The organism is Kineococcus sp. GCM10028916, from assembly GCF_042674865.1.
GTDB lineage: Bacteria > Actinomycetota > Actinomycetes > Actinomycetales > Kineococcaceae > Kineococcus.
This window is the reverse complement of record NZ_JBHTFM010000003.1, coordinates 382,799-397,286: the sequence shown is the minus strand read 5'-3', so window position 1 is coordinate 397,286 and position 14,488 is coordinate 382,799. Positions and strand designations below refer to the sequence as shown.

The 14,488-nt window shown below is 71.7% G+C and carries 15 protein-coding genes; 8 read left to right on the top strand and 7 right to left on the bottom strand.

The window, feature by feature from the left end:
• Positions 1-23: 23 nt before the first annotated feature.
• The 7 genes from ACFQ46_RS04485 (at position 24) to ACFQ46_RS04455 (ending at position 5,142) form a co-directional block, all read left to right on the top strand.
• Entirely contained in the window at positions 24-848 is an 825-nt protein-coding gene (locus tag ACFQ46_RS04485; RefSeq protein ID WP_380257598.1) for an oxidoreductase, read from the top strand.
• 53 nt (positions 849-901) lie between these two features.
• Entirely contained in the window at positions 902-1,834 is a 933-nt protein-coding gene (locus tag ACFQ46_RS04480; protein ID WP_380257596.1) for an aldo/keto reductase, read from the top strand.
• Positions 1,835-1,913: 79 nt separating this feature from the next.
• Positions 1,914-2,759 (top strand): phosphatase PAP2 family protein, encoded by an 846-nt coding sequence (locus ACFQ46_RS04475; protein WP_380257594.1) that lies wholly within the window; start codon positions 1,914-1,916, stop codon positions 2,757-2,759.
• Between the two features lie 15 nt (positions 2,760-2,774).
• A complete protein-coding gene (locus ACFQ46_RS04470; RefSeq protein ID WP_328294191.1) occupies positions 2,775-3,392 on the top strand; it encodes a bacterial proteasome activator family protein in 618 nt (205 codons plus the stop codon).
• Positions 3,393-3,472: 80 nt separating this feature from the next.
• Positions 3,473-3,802 carry a hypothetical protein gene (locus tag ACFQ46_RS04465; protein ID WP_380257592.1) on the top strand — a complete coding sequence of 110 codons (330 nt, stop codon included), beginning with the start codon at positions 3,473-3,475 and terminating at the stop codon, positions 3,800-3,802.
• A 123-nt stretch (positions 3,803-3,925) separates the two neighbouring features.
• Complete coding sequence (locus ACFQ46_RS04460; protein ID WP_380257590.1) at positions 3,926-4,909, top strand: hypothetical protein; 984 nt, start codon at positions 3,926-3,928, stop codon at positions 4,907-4,909.
• A complete protein-coding gene (locus ACFQ46_RS04455) occupies positions 4,906-5,142 on the top strand; it encodes a hypothetical protein (protein ID WP_380257588.1) in 237 nt (78 codons plus the stop codon). The genes ACFQ46_RS04460 and ACFQ46_RS04455 overlap by 4 nt, the downstream gene beginning before the upstream one ends.
• Here ACFQ46_RS04455 and ACFQ46_RS04450 read toward each other — a convergent pair.
• From ACFQ46_RS04450 to ACFQ46_RS04425, 6 genes are all read right to left on the bottom strand, one after another.
• Complete coding sequence (locus tag ACFQ46_RS04450) at positions 5,123-5,986, bottom strand: HAD family hydrolase (protein ID WP_380257586.1); 864 nt, start codon at positions 5,984-5,986, stop codon at positions 5,123-5,125. The two genes, ACFQ46_RS04455 and ACFQ46_RS04450, sit on opposite strands and share 20 nt — an antisense overlap.
• 38 nt (positions 5,987-6,024) lie before the next feature.
• Entirely contained in the window at positions 6,025-6,861 is an 837-nt protein-coding gene (locus ACFQ46_RS04445; RefSeq protein WP_380257584.1) for a hypothetical protein, read from the bottom strand.
• Between the two features lie 9 nt (positions 6,862-6,870).
• Positions 6,871-7,746 carry a carbohydrate ABC transporter permease gene (locus tag ACFQ46_RS04440; RefSeq protein ID WP_380257582.1) on the bottom strand — a complete coding sequence of 292 codons (876 nt, stop codon included), beginning with the start codon at positions 7,744-7,746 and terminating at the stop codon, positions 6,871-6,873.
• On the bottom strand, positions 7,743-8,708 hold the full coding sequence (locus ACFQ46_RS04435; protein WP_328294184.1) for a sugar ABC transporter permease: 966 nt from the start codon (positions 8,706-8,708) through the stop codon (positions 7,743-7,745). Before ACFQ46_RS04435 ends, ACFQ46_RS04440 begins: the two co-directional genes overlap by 4 nt.
• On the bottom strand, positions 8,708-10,000 hold the full coding sequence (locus ACFQ46_RS04430) for an ABC transporter substrate-binding protein (protein ID WP_380257580.1): 1,293 nt from the start codon (positions 9,998-10,000) through the stop codon (positions 8,708-8,710). The genes ACFQ46_RS04435 and ACFQ46_RS04430 overlap by 1 nt, the downstream gene beginning before the upstream one ends.
• 87 nt (positions 10,001-10,087) lie before the next feature.
• Positions 10,088-11,671 (bottom strand): alpha-N-arabinofuranosidase, encoded by a 1,584-nt coding sequence (locus tag ACFQ46_RS04425; protein WP_380257578.1) that lies wholly within the window; start codon positions 11,669-11,671, stop codon positions 10,088-10,090.
• A gap of 237 nt (positions 11,672-11,908) precedes the next feature.
• Here ACFQ46_RS04425 and ACFQ46_RS04420 point away from each other — a divergent pair, with 237 nt between their 5' ends.
• Complete coding sequence (locus ACFQ46_RS04420) at positions 11,909-13,012, top strand: LacI family DNA-binding transcriptional regulator (RefSeq protein WP_380258423.1); 1,104 nt, start codon at positions 11,909-11,911, stop codon at positions 13,010-13,012.
• Here ACFQ46_RS04420 and ACFQ46_RS04415 read toward each other — a convergent pair.
• Entirely contained in the window at positions 12,957-14,453 is a 1,497-nt protein-coding gene (locus ACFQ46_RS04415; RefSeq protein ID WP_380258421.1) for an alpha-L-fucosidase, read from the bottom strand. The two genes, ACFQ46_RS04420 and ACFQ46_RS04415, sit on opposite strands and share 56 nt — an antisense overlap.
• Between the last annotated feature and the right edge of the window lie 35 nt (positions 14,454-14,488).

The following is a 14,488-nucleotide window of genomic DNA, read 5'->3' as shown; positions in this document are numbered from 1 at the left end:
CGAACCCCTGGGAAGGTCGGGGCATGTCCACGTGGTTCATCACCGGTTGCTCCACCGGCCTGGGGCGTTCGCTCGCCCAGGCCGTCCTCGAACGCGGCGACAACGTCGTCGTCACGGCCCGCGACGCGTCGCGGGTCGCCGACATCGCCGACGCGAGACCCGACAACGCCCTCGCCCTGGCGCTCGACGTCACCTCCCCCGACCAGGTCGCCGCGGCCGTTCGCGCGGCCGAGGAGCGGTTCGGCGCGATCGACGTCCTCGTCAACAACGCGGGCTACGGCTACCGCGCGGCCGTCGAGGAGGGTGACGACGACGACGTGCAGCGCCTCTTCGCGACGCACGTCTTCGGGGCCGCGTCGATGCTGAAGGCCGTCCTGCCGGGCATGCGGGCCCGCCGCAGCGGGACGGTGCTGAACATCTCCTCGATCGGTGCGCACGTCGCGCCGCCCGGCTCGGGGTACTACGCGGCGGCGAAGGCGGCGCTGGAGGCGTTGTCGCGGTCGTTGCGCCAGGAGCTCGCCCCGCTGGGGATCTCGGTGACGATCGTCGCGCCGGGCGGGTTCCGCACCGACTTCGCGGGGCGTTCGCTGACGCAGTCCGCCGAGGCGATCGGCGACTACGCGGAGACGGCCGGCAAGCGCCGCAAGGAGAACGACACCGCGCACGGGACGCAGCCGGGCGACCCGGCGAAGGCGGCGGCGGCGATGATCGCGATCGCCGAGGCGGAGAACGCCCCGGCCTCGATCTTCCTGGGCACCGACGCCGTCACCGCGATCGACGGCGTGCTCAAGGCGCGGGCGGCCGAGGTGGACGTCTGGCGCGACCTCAGCACCAGCACCGACTTCTGAGGTCCGGGGGTGCCGACGCGCGTCGGCACCCCCGGGGTGGTTGCCTGGGCACCATGACGCGCATCGGAACCTCTGAACTCGACGTGAGACCGCTCAGCCTCGGCGGGAACGTCTTCGGCTGGACCGCCGACGAGGCGGAGTCGCACCGGGTGCTCGACGCCTTCGTCGAGGGAGGCGGCGACTTCGTCGACACCGCCGACGTCTACTCGGCCTGGTCGGCGGGCGGGGCCGGGATCTCCGAGACGATCATCGGCAGCTGGTTCGCGAAGTCCGGCAAGCGCGACCAGGTCGTGCTGGCCACCAAGGTCGGCAAGAAGCCCGACCGCGAGGGCCTCGCCGCGGACACGATCCGGGCGGCCGTCGACGAGTCGCTGCAGCGGCTGCAGACCGACCGGATCGACCTGTACTGGGCGCACGCCGACGACCCGGACACCGCGCTCGAGGAGACCCTCGGCGCGTTCGACGAACTCGTCCGGGCGGGCAAGGTCCGCGCGATCGGGGCCTCGAACTACACCGGCCCGCGCCTGGAGCAGGCGCTGGAGACCTCGCGCCGGGAGGGTTTCGCGAGCTACGTCGCGCTGCAGAACAACTACTCCCTCGTGGAGCGCGCGGAGTACGAGGGCGACGCGGCGAAGGTCGTGGCGGACAACGGTCTCGCCGCCATCCCCTACTACGCGCTGGCCTCCGGCTTCCTCACCGGCAAGTACCGCCCCGGCCGGCTGGCCGAGTCCCAGCGCCAGGCGGGGGCGGCGAAGTACCTCGACGAACCCAGGGGCGAGAAGGTCCTCGCGGCGCTGGACGCGGCGGCCGCCGCCCACGGTGTCGAGGTCGCGAGCGTCGCGCTGGCCTGGTTGCGTCAGCAGCCGACGGTGCTCGCACCGATCGCGAGCGCCCGCACGCTCGAGCAGCTGCCGGCGTTGCTGGCCGCCCTCGACCTCGTCCTGGACGCCGAGGAACTCTCGGCGCTGGACCGCGCGTCCCGCTGACCCGGCAGGACACAGGAAGCTCACCTTCCCTGCACGTCACGGGTGCGCAGCGCCGTGCCTGGTGCCGCACAGTGGAGGGGTGGTCACCTCCGCGCCTTCGCAGCAGCACAGCCCGTCCCGCACGCCCGGGGCGCGACGGACGTGGTCGTTCGTCGCGCTCGCCGGGGCGTGGGGCCAGGTCGTGGCCCTCGGAGTCCTCTACTACGTCTGCGTGCGGACGGCGACGGGTCAGCTGCACGAGAACCACCTGCACACCGACGCCCTCGCGACCCGGGGCGACGCGGCCGGCTGGCTCGGCCGGGCGTTCCACCTCGCGGAACGTCTGCAGCCGCAGCACCTGGTGTTCGGGTTCGTCGCCATCGGTGTCCTGGCCCTGGTCCGGGGACGTCCCGGGCGCGCCGTGCAGGGCCTGGTCGTCGCGGCGGGGACGTTGGGGCTGACCGAGCTGCTGAAGCTCGTGCTGCTGGAACGTCCGCACCTCGCGGAGAGCTACGCGGCGTCCTCGAACAGCCTGCCCAGCGGTCACACGTCGGCGGTGCTCGGGCTGGCGCTGGGGCTGCTGGTGGCGGCGCCGCGCTGGCTGCGGTTGCCCGTCGCGGTGGTGGGGGCGGCGGCCGCGGGCGCGATGGGGGCCTTCGTCATCGCCGACGGCTGGCACCGGGTCAGCGACGTGCTCGCCTCGGCGCTGGTCGGCTCGATCGTGCTCTGCCTGGTGCAGGTGCTGCCGAGCCGCGACCACCGTCGGCGCGGCCGGCTGGTGGCCCTGTCGCTGGTCGTCCCGGCGGCCTGCGCCGCGGCGCTCGTCGTGGTCTACGCCGGTGACGCCTCGTTGCGCACGTCCTACGTCGTGGCCGGGGCGGTCGTGGCGCTGACGGTGCTGAGCGCGGCCCGCAGCCTCCCGCGAGAGGTGCACCGCCGGGGCTGAGGGCAGGATGGGGTCATGTCCGACTCCACCTCCGGATTCCCCGGTTCGACCGACTCCACCTCCTTCCCGGGCGACCCGACCCCGCCCGACGCCCCCCGTGAGACCACCGACGGCCCCGAACCGCGCGTCGTGGTGGTGACCCCGCAGGGCATGGGCATCGCCGAACCGCTCGAGGACGGCGAGCCCGGACCGGCCGACATGGTGTCCCAGCCGGCGAAGGTCATGCGCATCGGCAGCATGATCAAGCAGCTCCTGGAGGAGGTGCGTTCGGCGCCGCTGGACGAGGCCGGCCGCAGCCGCCTGGCCCAGATCCACGAGCGCTCCATCAATGAGCTCGAGGACGGTCTCGCCCCGGAGCTCGTCGAGGAGCTGCGCCGGATCGCGTTGCCGTTCGCGGAGGGTGAGACGCCCTCGGAGAGCGAGCTGCGCATCGCCCAGGCCCAGCTCGTCGGGTGGCTGGAGGGTCTCTTCCACGGCATCCAGACCGCGCTCGTCGCCCAGCAGATGGCCGCGCAGGCGCAGCTGCAGGAGATGCGGCGGGCGTTGCCGGCTGGGGCCCCGCACCCCGCCGGCCCCCCGCGCGGCGACGGCATGCCCCGCATCCAGCCGCCCGGGACGGGGCAGTACCTCTGAAGCTCGCGTTCTGGCGCCGGACGCCGGACCCCCTGGGGGACGGCGTCTGGCAGCGCGCCCACCACGGGGTGGAGCGGGCGGTGCGACGGGTCGAGCAGGTCGTCGACGGCACCCCGCCCGGTCCCGCCCGGGACGCGCTGGAGCAGTTCCTCCCCCGGGTGGACCTCGTGGCCCGGGCCGCGCGGGCCCGGTGCCTGCAGGCGCAGCTCGACTCCCCCAGCTCGCAGCTGCTCGTCCCCGGCGGGGCGGCCGGGGAGGTCCACCGTTCCGTCACCCGGACCGCGACCGCGTGCGCGCAGGTCGCCGAGGCGGCCGCGATGGTGCGGGTCGCGGAGACGTTCGACCCGGCGTCGATCGCGTCGGTGGAGCGGGCCGTCGCCAAGGCCGAAACCCTCGCCGGCCTCCGCTGATCCGTGATCTTGCGGGGAGTCCCCGCAAGATCACGGGTGAGGGGGTTGTGTCGGAGGCCGGTGGCACGGTGTGCTCGTCCCGGTTCGCCGGGTGATCAGGTACCGACAACAGGGGGACGTCTCGTGCACATCGACAACGCTCGTGAACTCAAGGCCCAGCTGCTCGCCGGGTCGATCCGGTCGGCTGCGGTCGCCCAGCCCCAGGGCGTGGCCAGCGTCGGGATCAGCGTCCTCGGCCGGGGGGCCGACGGACCGCGCTACGGGCTCGCCGTCCGCTACTCCGGCAGCCGCGGGGAGGCCCTGGCCGGCAGCGCGCGGGAGCTCACCACGAGTGCGGCGCAGGCCGAGCTCGACATCCGCGAGATCGGCCTCGTGCAGGCCCTCACCGCCCCGACGGAACCCGGTACGTGGGCGCCGGAGGCGTTGCAGCGCAAGGTGCGCCCGCTGCACCCGGGGCTGTCGATCGCACAGCGGGACGTCACGGCGGGAACCCTCGGCGGGTTCGTGACCATCGAGGGTTCGGACGGGTTGTACGTCCTGTCCAACAACCACGTCCTCGCGAACTCCGACCAGGCCGCCCTCGAGGACCCGGTCCTGCAGCCCGGCCCGTTCGACGGCGGGAAGGCCGGTGACCGGGTCGCGCGCCTCGCTCGCGCGGTGCACCTCGACGCGGGCGGCGGGAACACCGTCGACGCCGCGATCGCCCTGCTCGAGGACGTGACCGACGCCTCGGGCGTCGACCTCACCTACCCCGTGGGTCGCCTCACCGGCTGGGCCGACCCCGACGACGAGGTCGACGTCGAGAAGGTGGGCCGCACGACGGGGTGGACGAAGGGCCGGATCAGCGCCATCGAACTCGACGACGTGGCGGTCCAGTACCCCGTCGGCGTCGTCAGCTTCGACGGCCAGATCGAGGTCACCGGGGCGAGCGGGGCGTTCTCGGCGGGGGGTGACTCCGGGTCGCTGGTCTACCGGCCGGACACCCGCGAGGCCGTCGGGCTGCTCTTCGCGGGCAGCGAGCGTGGCGGGGACAACGGCGCCGGGCTCACGTTCTGCAACCCGATCGGCCTTGTGCTGAACGCGCTCGGTGCGACACTGGTGGTGTGAGCCAGTCCACTTCCCCGGACGCGAACGTGGCCCGTGCGGCCAAGGCGCAGGTCAGGAGCCTCGTCGCCGGTGACCCACGGGTCAACGGCATCGGCCTGACCCGCGCCGGCGGCGACTGGGCCGTCAAGGTCAACGTGGTCGACGAGACCGACCACCCGGACCTGCCCGACACCGTCGACGGGGTTCCCGTCGTGGTCCGCGGTGTCGGCGGGATCAGCGCTCGCGCGAGCTGAGCAGGCGCTCCAGGACCTGGGCGACGCCGTCGTCCCCGCACGCCGGGGCGACGGCGTCCGCCGCGTCCAGCGCCTCGGGGTGCCCGTCGGCCATCGCGTAGGAACGGCCGGCCCAGCGCAGCATCTCCAGGTCGTTGGGCATGTCCCCGAACGCGACGACCCCCTCGGCGGTGATCCCGCGGTCGGCCGCGACCTCGGCCAGCGTCGAGGCCTTGCTGACCCCGGCGGCCATGATCTCGATGAGGGAGTCGGCCGCGTTGGAGTGCGTGACGTTCACCAGGTCGCCCAGTTCCCGGGAGGCGATCGCGACCATCTCGTCGCTGAGCGTCCCCGGGCACTTGGCCAGGATCTTGACGATCGGCGGGGCGTCGCGCAGCAGTTCCCCGAACGGGGCGACGCGCTCCTCGAGACCGCTGTCGAAGCGGGTCGTGTAGGCGTCCTCGCGGCGGAACCCCTCGATGGACTCCAGGGCGAACCCGATCCCCGGCAGCGCCGGACGCAACCGGGCCGCGACCTCACGGACGACGTCGACCGGGATCGGGTGCTGACGCACGAACTCCTCGGAGTCGAGGTCGAAGACGATCGCACCGTTGGCGCAGACGACCTGGCCGCGCAGCCCCGCCTCCGCCGCCAGCGGCGTGACCCAGCGCGGCGGGCGGCCCGTCACCGGCACGACGGGGATGCCGGCGCGCTCGCAGGCGGCGAAGGCGGCCAGGGTGCGGGCGCTGACGGGCCGGTCGCGCGGGATGACCGTGCCGTCGAGGTCGGTGGCGACGAGCTTCCAGCCGCGGGCGAACTCCCGCTCCGCGTCGGTGAGGGGCGCGGCCAGGGGTTCGGAGGTCACCCGTCCATCCTGTCACCCGGCGACGGGAGTCCGGTGCGTCAACCCCGTCGGCCGGGCACCACGGCCTCGCGGGGGCGCGTCGGCGTGAACGCGTAGCGGTCGACCCCCAGCCCGCGCAGCACGGCCTGCTCCACCGGGGACGACGTCGAGGGGTCGTCGCGGTCCAGGTCCATCGGTTCGCGCAGGCTCAGCGGCGGGTTGGTGATGAGCCGTTGCGCCCGCAGGACGTTCTGCGACGTCGCGTGCAGCAGGAACGGGTGCATGAGGACCACGTCCCCGAGCCGGCCCGTGAGCTCGACGAACTCCCGGCACTCGCGGATCAGCGGGGTCTGCTGCAACTCCTCCGGCAGGACGCCCTCGGGGTGCTCGGCCAGGAACCGCGCCACTACCCCCACCGAGTCCGTGGCCACGAACGTGCCACCTCCGCGGGAGTGGACGTCGGTCCACAGCACGATCGTGAGCAGCCCCTGTTCCGGGGAGTCCAGGAAGTGCCGGAAGAAGTCACCGTCCTTGTGCCAGCCGCCGACCTCGGCCGAGGGCGGGTCGAAGGGCCGGTCCGCCCCGACGCCGAGGTTGGCGATGATCCCGTCCGACCAGTGCCACGGGGTCCGGACGCGGTCCTCGCCCCCGAGGAGCTGACACGCGGCCGCGAACGCCGTCGGGGCGAACTCGGCCGCGTCGACGTGCTCGAGCGAGGGCAGGTGCACCCGGGGGCGGTCCCACGTGGCGGGGTCGTCGCGGTCGACGCCGAGCCGGTCCCAGGCCCGGTCGACGATCGGGGCCGCGCTCGCGGCGTCGAAGCAGTTCTCCAGGACGACGTAGCCCGTGTCCAGGAACTGCTGGACCTGCCGGTCGTCGAGGGGGGTGGTGCTCACGGTGTTCTCCTAGCCCTTGAAGGCGCCGTCCATGATCCCGGAGACCATCTGCTTGCCGAAGAAGGCGAACAGCACCAGGAGCGGGACGGTGACGAGGAAGGAACCGGCCATGGCCAGTCCCAGGTCGATGGACATGTTGGACTGCAACGCCTTGATCGCGATCTGGGCGGTGTAGTGCTCGGGGGACTTCAGCACGATGAACGGCCAGAGGAAGTCGTTCCAGGAGTTCACGAACCCCAGCAGCCCCAGGACGGCGGCCGCGGGGCGCACCACCGGGAACGCGATGCGGGTGAAGATCTGCCAGGAACCGCAACCGTCCATCCGCGCGGCCTGCAGGAGTTCGTCGTTGATCGTCGCGCTGATGTGCTGGCGCATCCAGAAGATGCCGAAGGCGCTGACCAGGCCCGGGACGATGAGGGCCTGCAGGGTGTCGACCCAGCCGAGCTTGGAGATGATGAGGTACTGCGGGATCACCCCGAGCTGGGCCGGGACCGTCATCGTCAGCACCAGCAGCAGGAACAGGGCGTCGCGCCCCTTGAAGGTCATCTTCGCGAAGGCGAACCCGGCCAGGGAGCACAGGAACGCCTGCCCGATCCCGATGCACGCCGCCACGACGAAGCTGTTCAGCAGGGAGCGCAGGAACGGGATGGTGTCGAAGACGAGTTTCAGGAGGTTGAGGAAGTTGCCCCCGGGGATCACCCGGGGCGGCATCTGCGAGGCGGCCTGCGAACCGACCGAGGACACCACGAACATCCAGTAGATCGGGAACACGCAGGCCAGCGTGGCGAGGGCGAGGACGAGGTAGGTCGACCAGCCGACCCGTCCGACCTGACGGGAGCGGGCGACCCGCGACGAGGGTTTGCGCGGGGTCAGCGTCTGGCTCATCGGGTGGCCTTCACGTCTCGGTTCCCCAGGCGGCTGGAGAGCAGGTAGTTGATGATCGCGACCACGACGATGATGATGAACAGGGCCACCCCGATCGCCGAGCCGTACCCGAACTTGAACGACCCGAACCCCTGCTCGAAGAGGAACAGCGAGAGGGTCTGGCACTGGCGCGCGGAACCGCAGGTGAGCAGACCGCCGCCCAGCAGGAGAGGCTCGGTGAAGACCTGCAGACCACCGATGGTCGAGGTGATGACCGTGAAGACGATGACGGGTCGCAGCGCGGGCAGCGTGATGTGGCGGAACTGCTTCACCGGGCCGGCGCCGTCCACGGCCGCCGCTTCGTAGAGGTCGCGGGGAACGGCCTGCAGGGACGCCAGGTAGAGCAGGGTGTTGTAGCCGAACCAGCGCCAGATGACCATGACCGAGATGAGGATGTGGCTGCTCAGCGCGGTCGACATGAAGTCGACGTGGTCGAAGCCGAGCAGGCCGATGAACCAGTTCAGCAGGCCGTAGTCGCGGTCGAAGAGCTGGGAGAACACGATCGTCGTCGCCGCCACCGAGGTGATGTAGGGCAGCAGCATCGACATGCGGAAGAGGTTCGCGAACCGCAGCCGGGCCGAGTTGAGGACCTGGGCCAGGATCAGCGCCACGAGCAGCTGCGGCACGGTGGACATCAGCCAGATGCTGAACGTGTTGCGGAAGGCGTTCCAGAACCGCGGGTCCCCGGCGAGCTGGCGGAAGTTGTCCAGCCCGACGAAGGTGTGCGCCCCGATGGGGTTCCAGTCGAAGAGCGAGACGTAGAACGTGAACAGCAGCGGCATGAGGCCGAACACGGCGAACAGCAGGTAGAACGGCGCGACGTAGCCGTAGGGCGCGATCCGTTCCCACCGGGTCTCCACGGGCCGGGTCGAGGTGGTGGGGGCGGTCGCCCCCACCTGCCCCGGCGTCAGGGTGGCGCTCATCAGGCGCCGATCGCCGTGTTGGCGTTCTTGATCGCGGTGTCCCAGGCCGCGTCGGCCGGAGCCCCGTCCTGCTCGACGCCGGTGAGGGCGTCCAGGAACGCGGTACCGATCTCAGCGGTGTTGGGACCGACCTTGAACGCCTTCAGCCCGAGCACGGACTGGGTGAAGATCTGCCCGGTCGGGGCGTTGCCGAAGAACGGGTCGGTGTAGGTCGTGAGCTCGGGCTTGTCGTAGTTCGACGGTGTCGTCGGCAGCGAACCGCTGGTGAGGAAGTGCTGCAGCTGCTGGTCCGGGGCCTGCATCGTGGAGATGTACTTCCACGCCGCCTTCGGGTTCGCCGCGCGGGCGGGGATGACCAGGTAGCTGCCGCCCCAGTTCCCGCTGCCACCGGGGATGGTGGCGACGTCCCACTTGCCCTTGGAGTCCGGCGCGGCGCTGCGGATGGAGCCCAGCATCCACGACGGGGCGCCCATCGCGGCGAAGTCCCCCTTGCCCAGGGCCGCCGTCCAGCCGTCGGTGAACGTGCCCAGGCGGGCGGTCACCTTGGCGGCGATGGCGGACAGGGCGAGGTCGAAGGAGTCCTTGACCTGCGGGTTGGTCTCGAAGACCGGCTTGCCGGAGGCGTCGTAGTACTGCTCCTCGCCCTGGGAGACGGCCTGCAGGAACACCGAGGTGTTCGCGTTGTCCATGAAGGGCTTGCCGGTGGCGGCGGTGTACTTCTGACCGGTGGCGATGAAGTCCTCCCAGGTCGGCCAGAGCTTGCCGACCTCGACCCGGTCGGTGGGCAGGCCGGCCGCGGCGAAGAAGTCCGTGCGGTAGGCGACGCCCATGCCGCCCACGTCGGTGGGGATCCCGATGAGGACGTCGTCCTTCGCCTTGGCCTGGGAGATGACCCAGTCCAGGTACTCGCCCTCGAGGTCGTCGGCCCCGAGCGTCCCGAGGTCGACGAAGTTGCCCGCGTTCTCGATGAACTTCGGCAGTTCGGTGGCCTGGATGAGGCAGAGGTCGGGGACCTTGCCGCCGGCCAGGGCCGTGGTCAGGGCCTGGGCGGTCTCGGCGCTGCTGCCGACCTCGGTGAGCTTGACGGTCACGTCGGGGGCGAGCTTCTTGTACGCCGCGACGTCGTCCTTCTGGCCGATGCCGGTGAAGGACCAGAAGTCGAAGGTGTTGGGGTCGCTGGACCCCCCGGAACCCGAGGAGCAGGCCGCGGAGGTGAGGGCGGTACCGCCGAGGACGGCGGACATCGCCAGGGCACGGCGACGGGTCATGGACAGCGGGGGCAGCGTGTTCACGGAGGTCCCCTCCTTCGGGGAGTCGTGCGGGTCTCGCAGTGACGGGTGCCGCTGCGGTGGAACGGGAGTGCGTCGGTGCGGTGGTGTTCAGGCCTGGGTGGCGAAGGAGACGGTGGCGAAGCTGTGCGGGGGCAGCTGGGCGCGCAGGACGCCGTCGCGCAGGGTGACGCCCTCCAGCGGGCGCACCTGGACCGGGGTCTGCTCCGCCGTGTTGTGCGCGGAGATCTCCGGCGCGGTGAGGACCCTGGCGACCGGGGTCCCGTTCGCGCCGCCGCGGACGTCGACCTCGACGTCCAGCGGGCGCTCGGCGTCGAGGTTGGTGAGCGAGACGAGGACCTGGCCGTCCTTGGTGCTGGCGGACGCCGAGAAGGTCGGGAGTTCCGTCCCGTCGACGGTCGCGGTGGGGGTGGTCCCCCGGACGGTGAACGGCAGGGACGCCGCGTCGTGGTGGCCCTTGTTCATCGCGAACACGTGGTAGCTCGGGGTCAGGACGAGCGAGTTCCCGTCGGTCAGCAGCATGGCCTGCAGGACGTTCACCGTCTGGGCGATGTTGGCCATCACCAGCCGGTCGGCGTGGCGGTGGAAGGCGTCGAAGTGCACGCTCGCGACGAGGGCGTCGCGCAGGGTGTTCTGCTGGAACAGGAACCCCGGGTTCGTCCCCGGTTCGACGTCGAACCACGTGCCCCACTCGTCGAGGACGAGGCCGACGCGCTTGTCCGGGTCGTAGGCGTCCATGACGTTCGCGTGACCGGCGATGATCCGCTCGATCTCGGTGGCCTTCACCATCGTGCGGTAGTACTCGGCGTCGTCGAACTCCGTCGCGGAACCCTTCGCGTCCCAGGTCGGCCCGACGATCGTGTAGTGGTGGAAGGAGATCGCCTGGTAGGTGTTCTTGCCGTGACCGCTGACCTCACCGTCGCCCAGGTAGCGGCCGAGGTTCTGCATGAGGACCTCGGTCCAGCGGTAGTCCGCGTCGGCGGCACCGGCGGCGATGCGGTACAGGTGGTTGTCGCCGTGGTCGAGACTGTAGGTCCCGTACTGGCGGGCGAGTTCGGCGTAGGCGCCGGAACCCATCCCACCGCCGCAACCCCAGGGTTCGTTGCCCAGACCCCAGAACGGGACCGACCAGGGAGCGTCCCGACCGTTGGCCCGGCGCAACCGGGCCATGGGCGAGTCGTCGGCGCGGGTCAGGTACTCGATCCACTCGGCGGCCTCGCGGACCGTGCCGCTGCCGACGTTGGCCGAGACGTAGGGGTCGGCCCCGAGGAGTTCGCACAGCGCCATGAACTCGTGGGTCCCGAAGGAGTTGTCCTCCACGACGTCGCCCCAGTGCGAGTTGACCATCGCGGGACGTTCCTCGCGGGGACCGATCCCGTCGCGCCAGTGGTAGGTGTCCGCGAAGCAGCCGCCCGGCCAGCGGAGGTTGGGGATGTCCAGCGCCCGCAGCGCCTCGACGACGTCCAGACGCAGACCCCCCTCGTGCGGGAGGTCGGAGTCCTCGCCCACCCAGAACCCGCCGTAGATGCAGCGCCCGAGGTGCTCGGCGAAGTGGCCGTAGAGGTGGCGGGAGATCGACGCGCCGGGCAGGTCGACGTCCAGCACGGCGCGGACCTGCGGGACGGTGGAGGTCGGGGTGGGGTCGGGGGCCAGTCGCTCGTCGTCGAGAAGCACGGGTTCCTCGCAGGTGTCGTCGGGTGTGACCGTGCGGCGACAGCGCCGCGGTCGTCCTCGTGTCGGGAGAACCGGGGGGGCACCTCCATCGGTGTCCACCTCGTTGTGTGTATCGATATAGTGGGTGGCGGTCGCCGACCTGTCAAGCACCTCTCGGAGACGGTCGCTGTAGTTTCTGCGGGAGACCGCGGCGGTGCGGTCACGAGGCGGTGCGGAGGGGAGAGCGACGTGGTCACCATGCGCGACGTCGCGGCCGAGGCCGGGGTCTCGGCGATGACCGTCTCCAACGCCCTCACCGGACGGCGACCGGTCAGCGACTCCACCCGCCGGCTCGTGATGGAGACCGTCGAACGCCTCGGGTACCAGGTGAACGTCGCGGCCCGCAGCCTCCGGCAGGGCAGGACGGGAGTCGTCGGCATCGCCGTCCCCACCCTGGACAGCCACTACTACAGCCGCCTCGCCCACCACCTCGTGCTCGCCTTCGCCCAGTCCGGGATGGCGACGGTGGTCGAGGAGACGCACGCCAGCCGCGAGGGCGAGATCGCCGCGTTCCGCGACTCCCGGCTCAACGCCTACGACGGTCTGGTCATCGCCGCGCTCGGGCTCACCGAACGCGAGATCAACGCCCTCAGCCGGGAGGTGCCCGTCGTCGTCCTCGGCGAGCAGGAACTGCACCAGAGCGTCGACCACGTGAGCATGCCCAACGTCGAGGGCGCCGAGGCGGCGACGCGACTGCTGCTGGACCGGGGGTGCCGCCACCTGGCCCTGGTCGGGTTCCCGACCCTGGAGGACCTGGACGACGTCACCCTCCCCGAGGGGGCCGCGTTCGTCCTGCGCGCGCAGGGGTTCGCGCGCGTGGTGCGCGAAGCCGGGATCCCGGCGAGCGCCGCCTACGCCGGGGTGACCCAGGCCGCCGGCGTGGAGTGCGCCCACGAGCTCCTGAGCCGCGGTGAGGTGCCTGACGGCATCGTCTGCGTGACCGACACCCTCGCCTTCGGCGTCGTCCGCGGGCTCGCCGACCACGGGGTGCGCGTGCCCGACGACGTGCTGGTCGTCGGCTTCGACGACGTCGAGGACGCCCGCTTCCACATCCCCTCGCTCACCTCCGTGGCGCCCGACCTGCAGGGTCTGGTCGACGAGACGGTGCGGTTGCTGGCGCGGCGCATCGCCGACCCCTCGGCGGTCCCGCAGGACGTGACGGTGTCCTACGGGATCGTCGAGCGGGAGTCGACGACGCGGGCCGGTGCAGGTCGTCCCGGTGCAGATCGTCCCGGTGCAGGTCGCCTCAGTGCAGGTCGTCGTTCCGCGGGACGACGGCCTCCTCGGGCAACCGGGCGCTGACGACCACGGCGAGGTCGCCGGGGAGGTCGTGCGGGAGGTCGACCTCGAAGGCCGCGTCGGTCTGGCGGACGACGACGTCGGCACGGCTGCCGAGGACCCGGACGTCGGTCAGCTCGCGCGGGACCAGCCCGGCGGCCCGACCCCAGGACCGGATGCGCACGACGCCGTCGCCCGGACGGGCCAGCACCGTGGCGTAGAGCCGGGTGCCGCTCTCCCCCGGGGCGTCGCGGACGGTGAACCGGACGTCCTGCGCGGTGTAGGCGCGGGCCGTGGTGTCGACGAACGACCCCGCCGGGAGGTGGGTGGGGCCCTCCCCCGGGATCGTCCAGGGCCGGGTCCCGTAGATCGCCTCCCCGTTGCGCGCGAGCCACTCCCCCAGCGACTCCAGGAGTTCCACCTCCGCCGGGTCGATCGTGCCGTCGGCCTTCGGCCCGACGTTCAGCAGCAGCACGCCGTTCTTGGCGACGACGTCGACGAGTTCCCCGACGAGTTCCGCGACGGACTTGTAGGAGTGCCCCTCGACCCAGCTCCACGCGGTGCGACCGACGGAGGTGTCGTTCTGCCAGACCCGCGGGTGGATGCCGGACAGCGCCCCGCGTTCCACGTCGTAGACGGCGCTGCCGTCGGCGAACGCCTTCCACTTGTAGTTGATGACCACCTCACGCCCCCACCGCGCGGCGGAGTTGTAGTAGTAAGCGGCCAGCAGGCGCAGCGAGGGTTCGAAGGCGGGCTGCTCGATCCACCAGTCGAACCAGAGGACCTGGGGACGGTAGGTGTCGATGAGTTCGACGGTGCGCAGCAGCCAGTCCTCGAGGAACTGCTCGTTGGGCGCGGTCTCCTCGCGCATCGCCGGCCCGTAGAAGTCGGCGAAGGCGGGGTCGCGGACGTCGGAGGGGAACTCGTGGCCGCCGTTCATGAACCACCAGTGCTCGGCCCGGTGCGAGGAGGCCCCCAGCACCATCCCGGACTCGCGGACCGCGGCGCCCAGCTCCCCGAGCACGTCGCGCTGCGGGCCCATCTCGGCCGCGTTCCAGCGCGAGCGCTGGGTGGCGTACATGGCGAACCCGTCGTGGTGCTCGGCGACGGGCACGACGAACTGCGCTCCCGCCCGGCGGAACGTGGCCGCCCAGGCCTGCGGGTCGAACCGCTCGGCCCGGAACCGCTCGACGAAGTCCTTGTAGCCGAACTCGTCCTGCGGTCCGTAGGTGGCCCGGTGGTGCTCGTACTCCGGGGTTCCCTGGCGGTACATCGTGCGGGCGTACCACTCGTTGCCGAAGGCCGGGACGGAGTAGACGCCCCAGTGGATGAAGATGCCGAACTTGGCGTCCTCGTACCAGCGCGGGGCCCGGTACCCCTGCAGCGACTCCCACTCGGGCTGGTACGGCCCCGCCGTCGCCACCGAGCGGACCCGGGCGAGTTCCTCGTCGTCCCTGCCGACCACGTTCTCCACCACGATCTCCTCGTTCCGTCCGGTTC

What these genes read in the sequence shown, in the direction of transcription:
- ACFQ46_RS04435 (WP_328294184.1), bottom strand. Translation starts at nt 8,708, where the DNA reads ATGAGCGCCACCCTGACGCCGGGGCAGGTGGGGGCGACCGCCCCCACC.
- ACFQ46_RS04420 (WP_380258423.1), top strand. Translation starts at nt 11,909, where the DNA reads ATGCGCGACGTCGCGGCCGAGGCCGGGGTCTCGGCGATGACCGTCTCC.
- ACFQ46_RS04485 (WP_380257598.1), top strand. Translation starts at nt 24, where the DNA reads ATGTCCACGTGGTTCATCACCGGTTGCTCCACCGGCCTGGGGCGTTCG.
- ACFQ46_RS04440 (WP_380257582.1), bottom strand. Translation starts at nt 7,746, where the DNA reads ATGAGCCAGACGCTGACCCCGCGCAAACCCTCGTCGCGGGTCGCCCGC.
- ACFQ46_RS04480 (WP_380257596.1), top strand. Translation starts at nt 902, where the DNA reads ATGACGCGCATCGGAACCTCTGAACTCGACGTGAGACCGCTCAGCCTC.
- ACFQ46_RS04470 (WP_328294191.1), top strand. Translation starts at nt 2,775, where the DNA reads ATGTCCGACTCCACCTCCGGATTCCCCGGTTCGACCGACTCCACCTCC.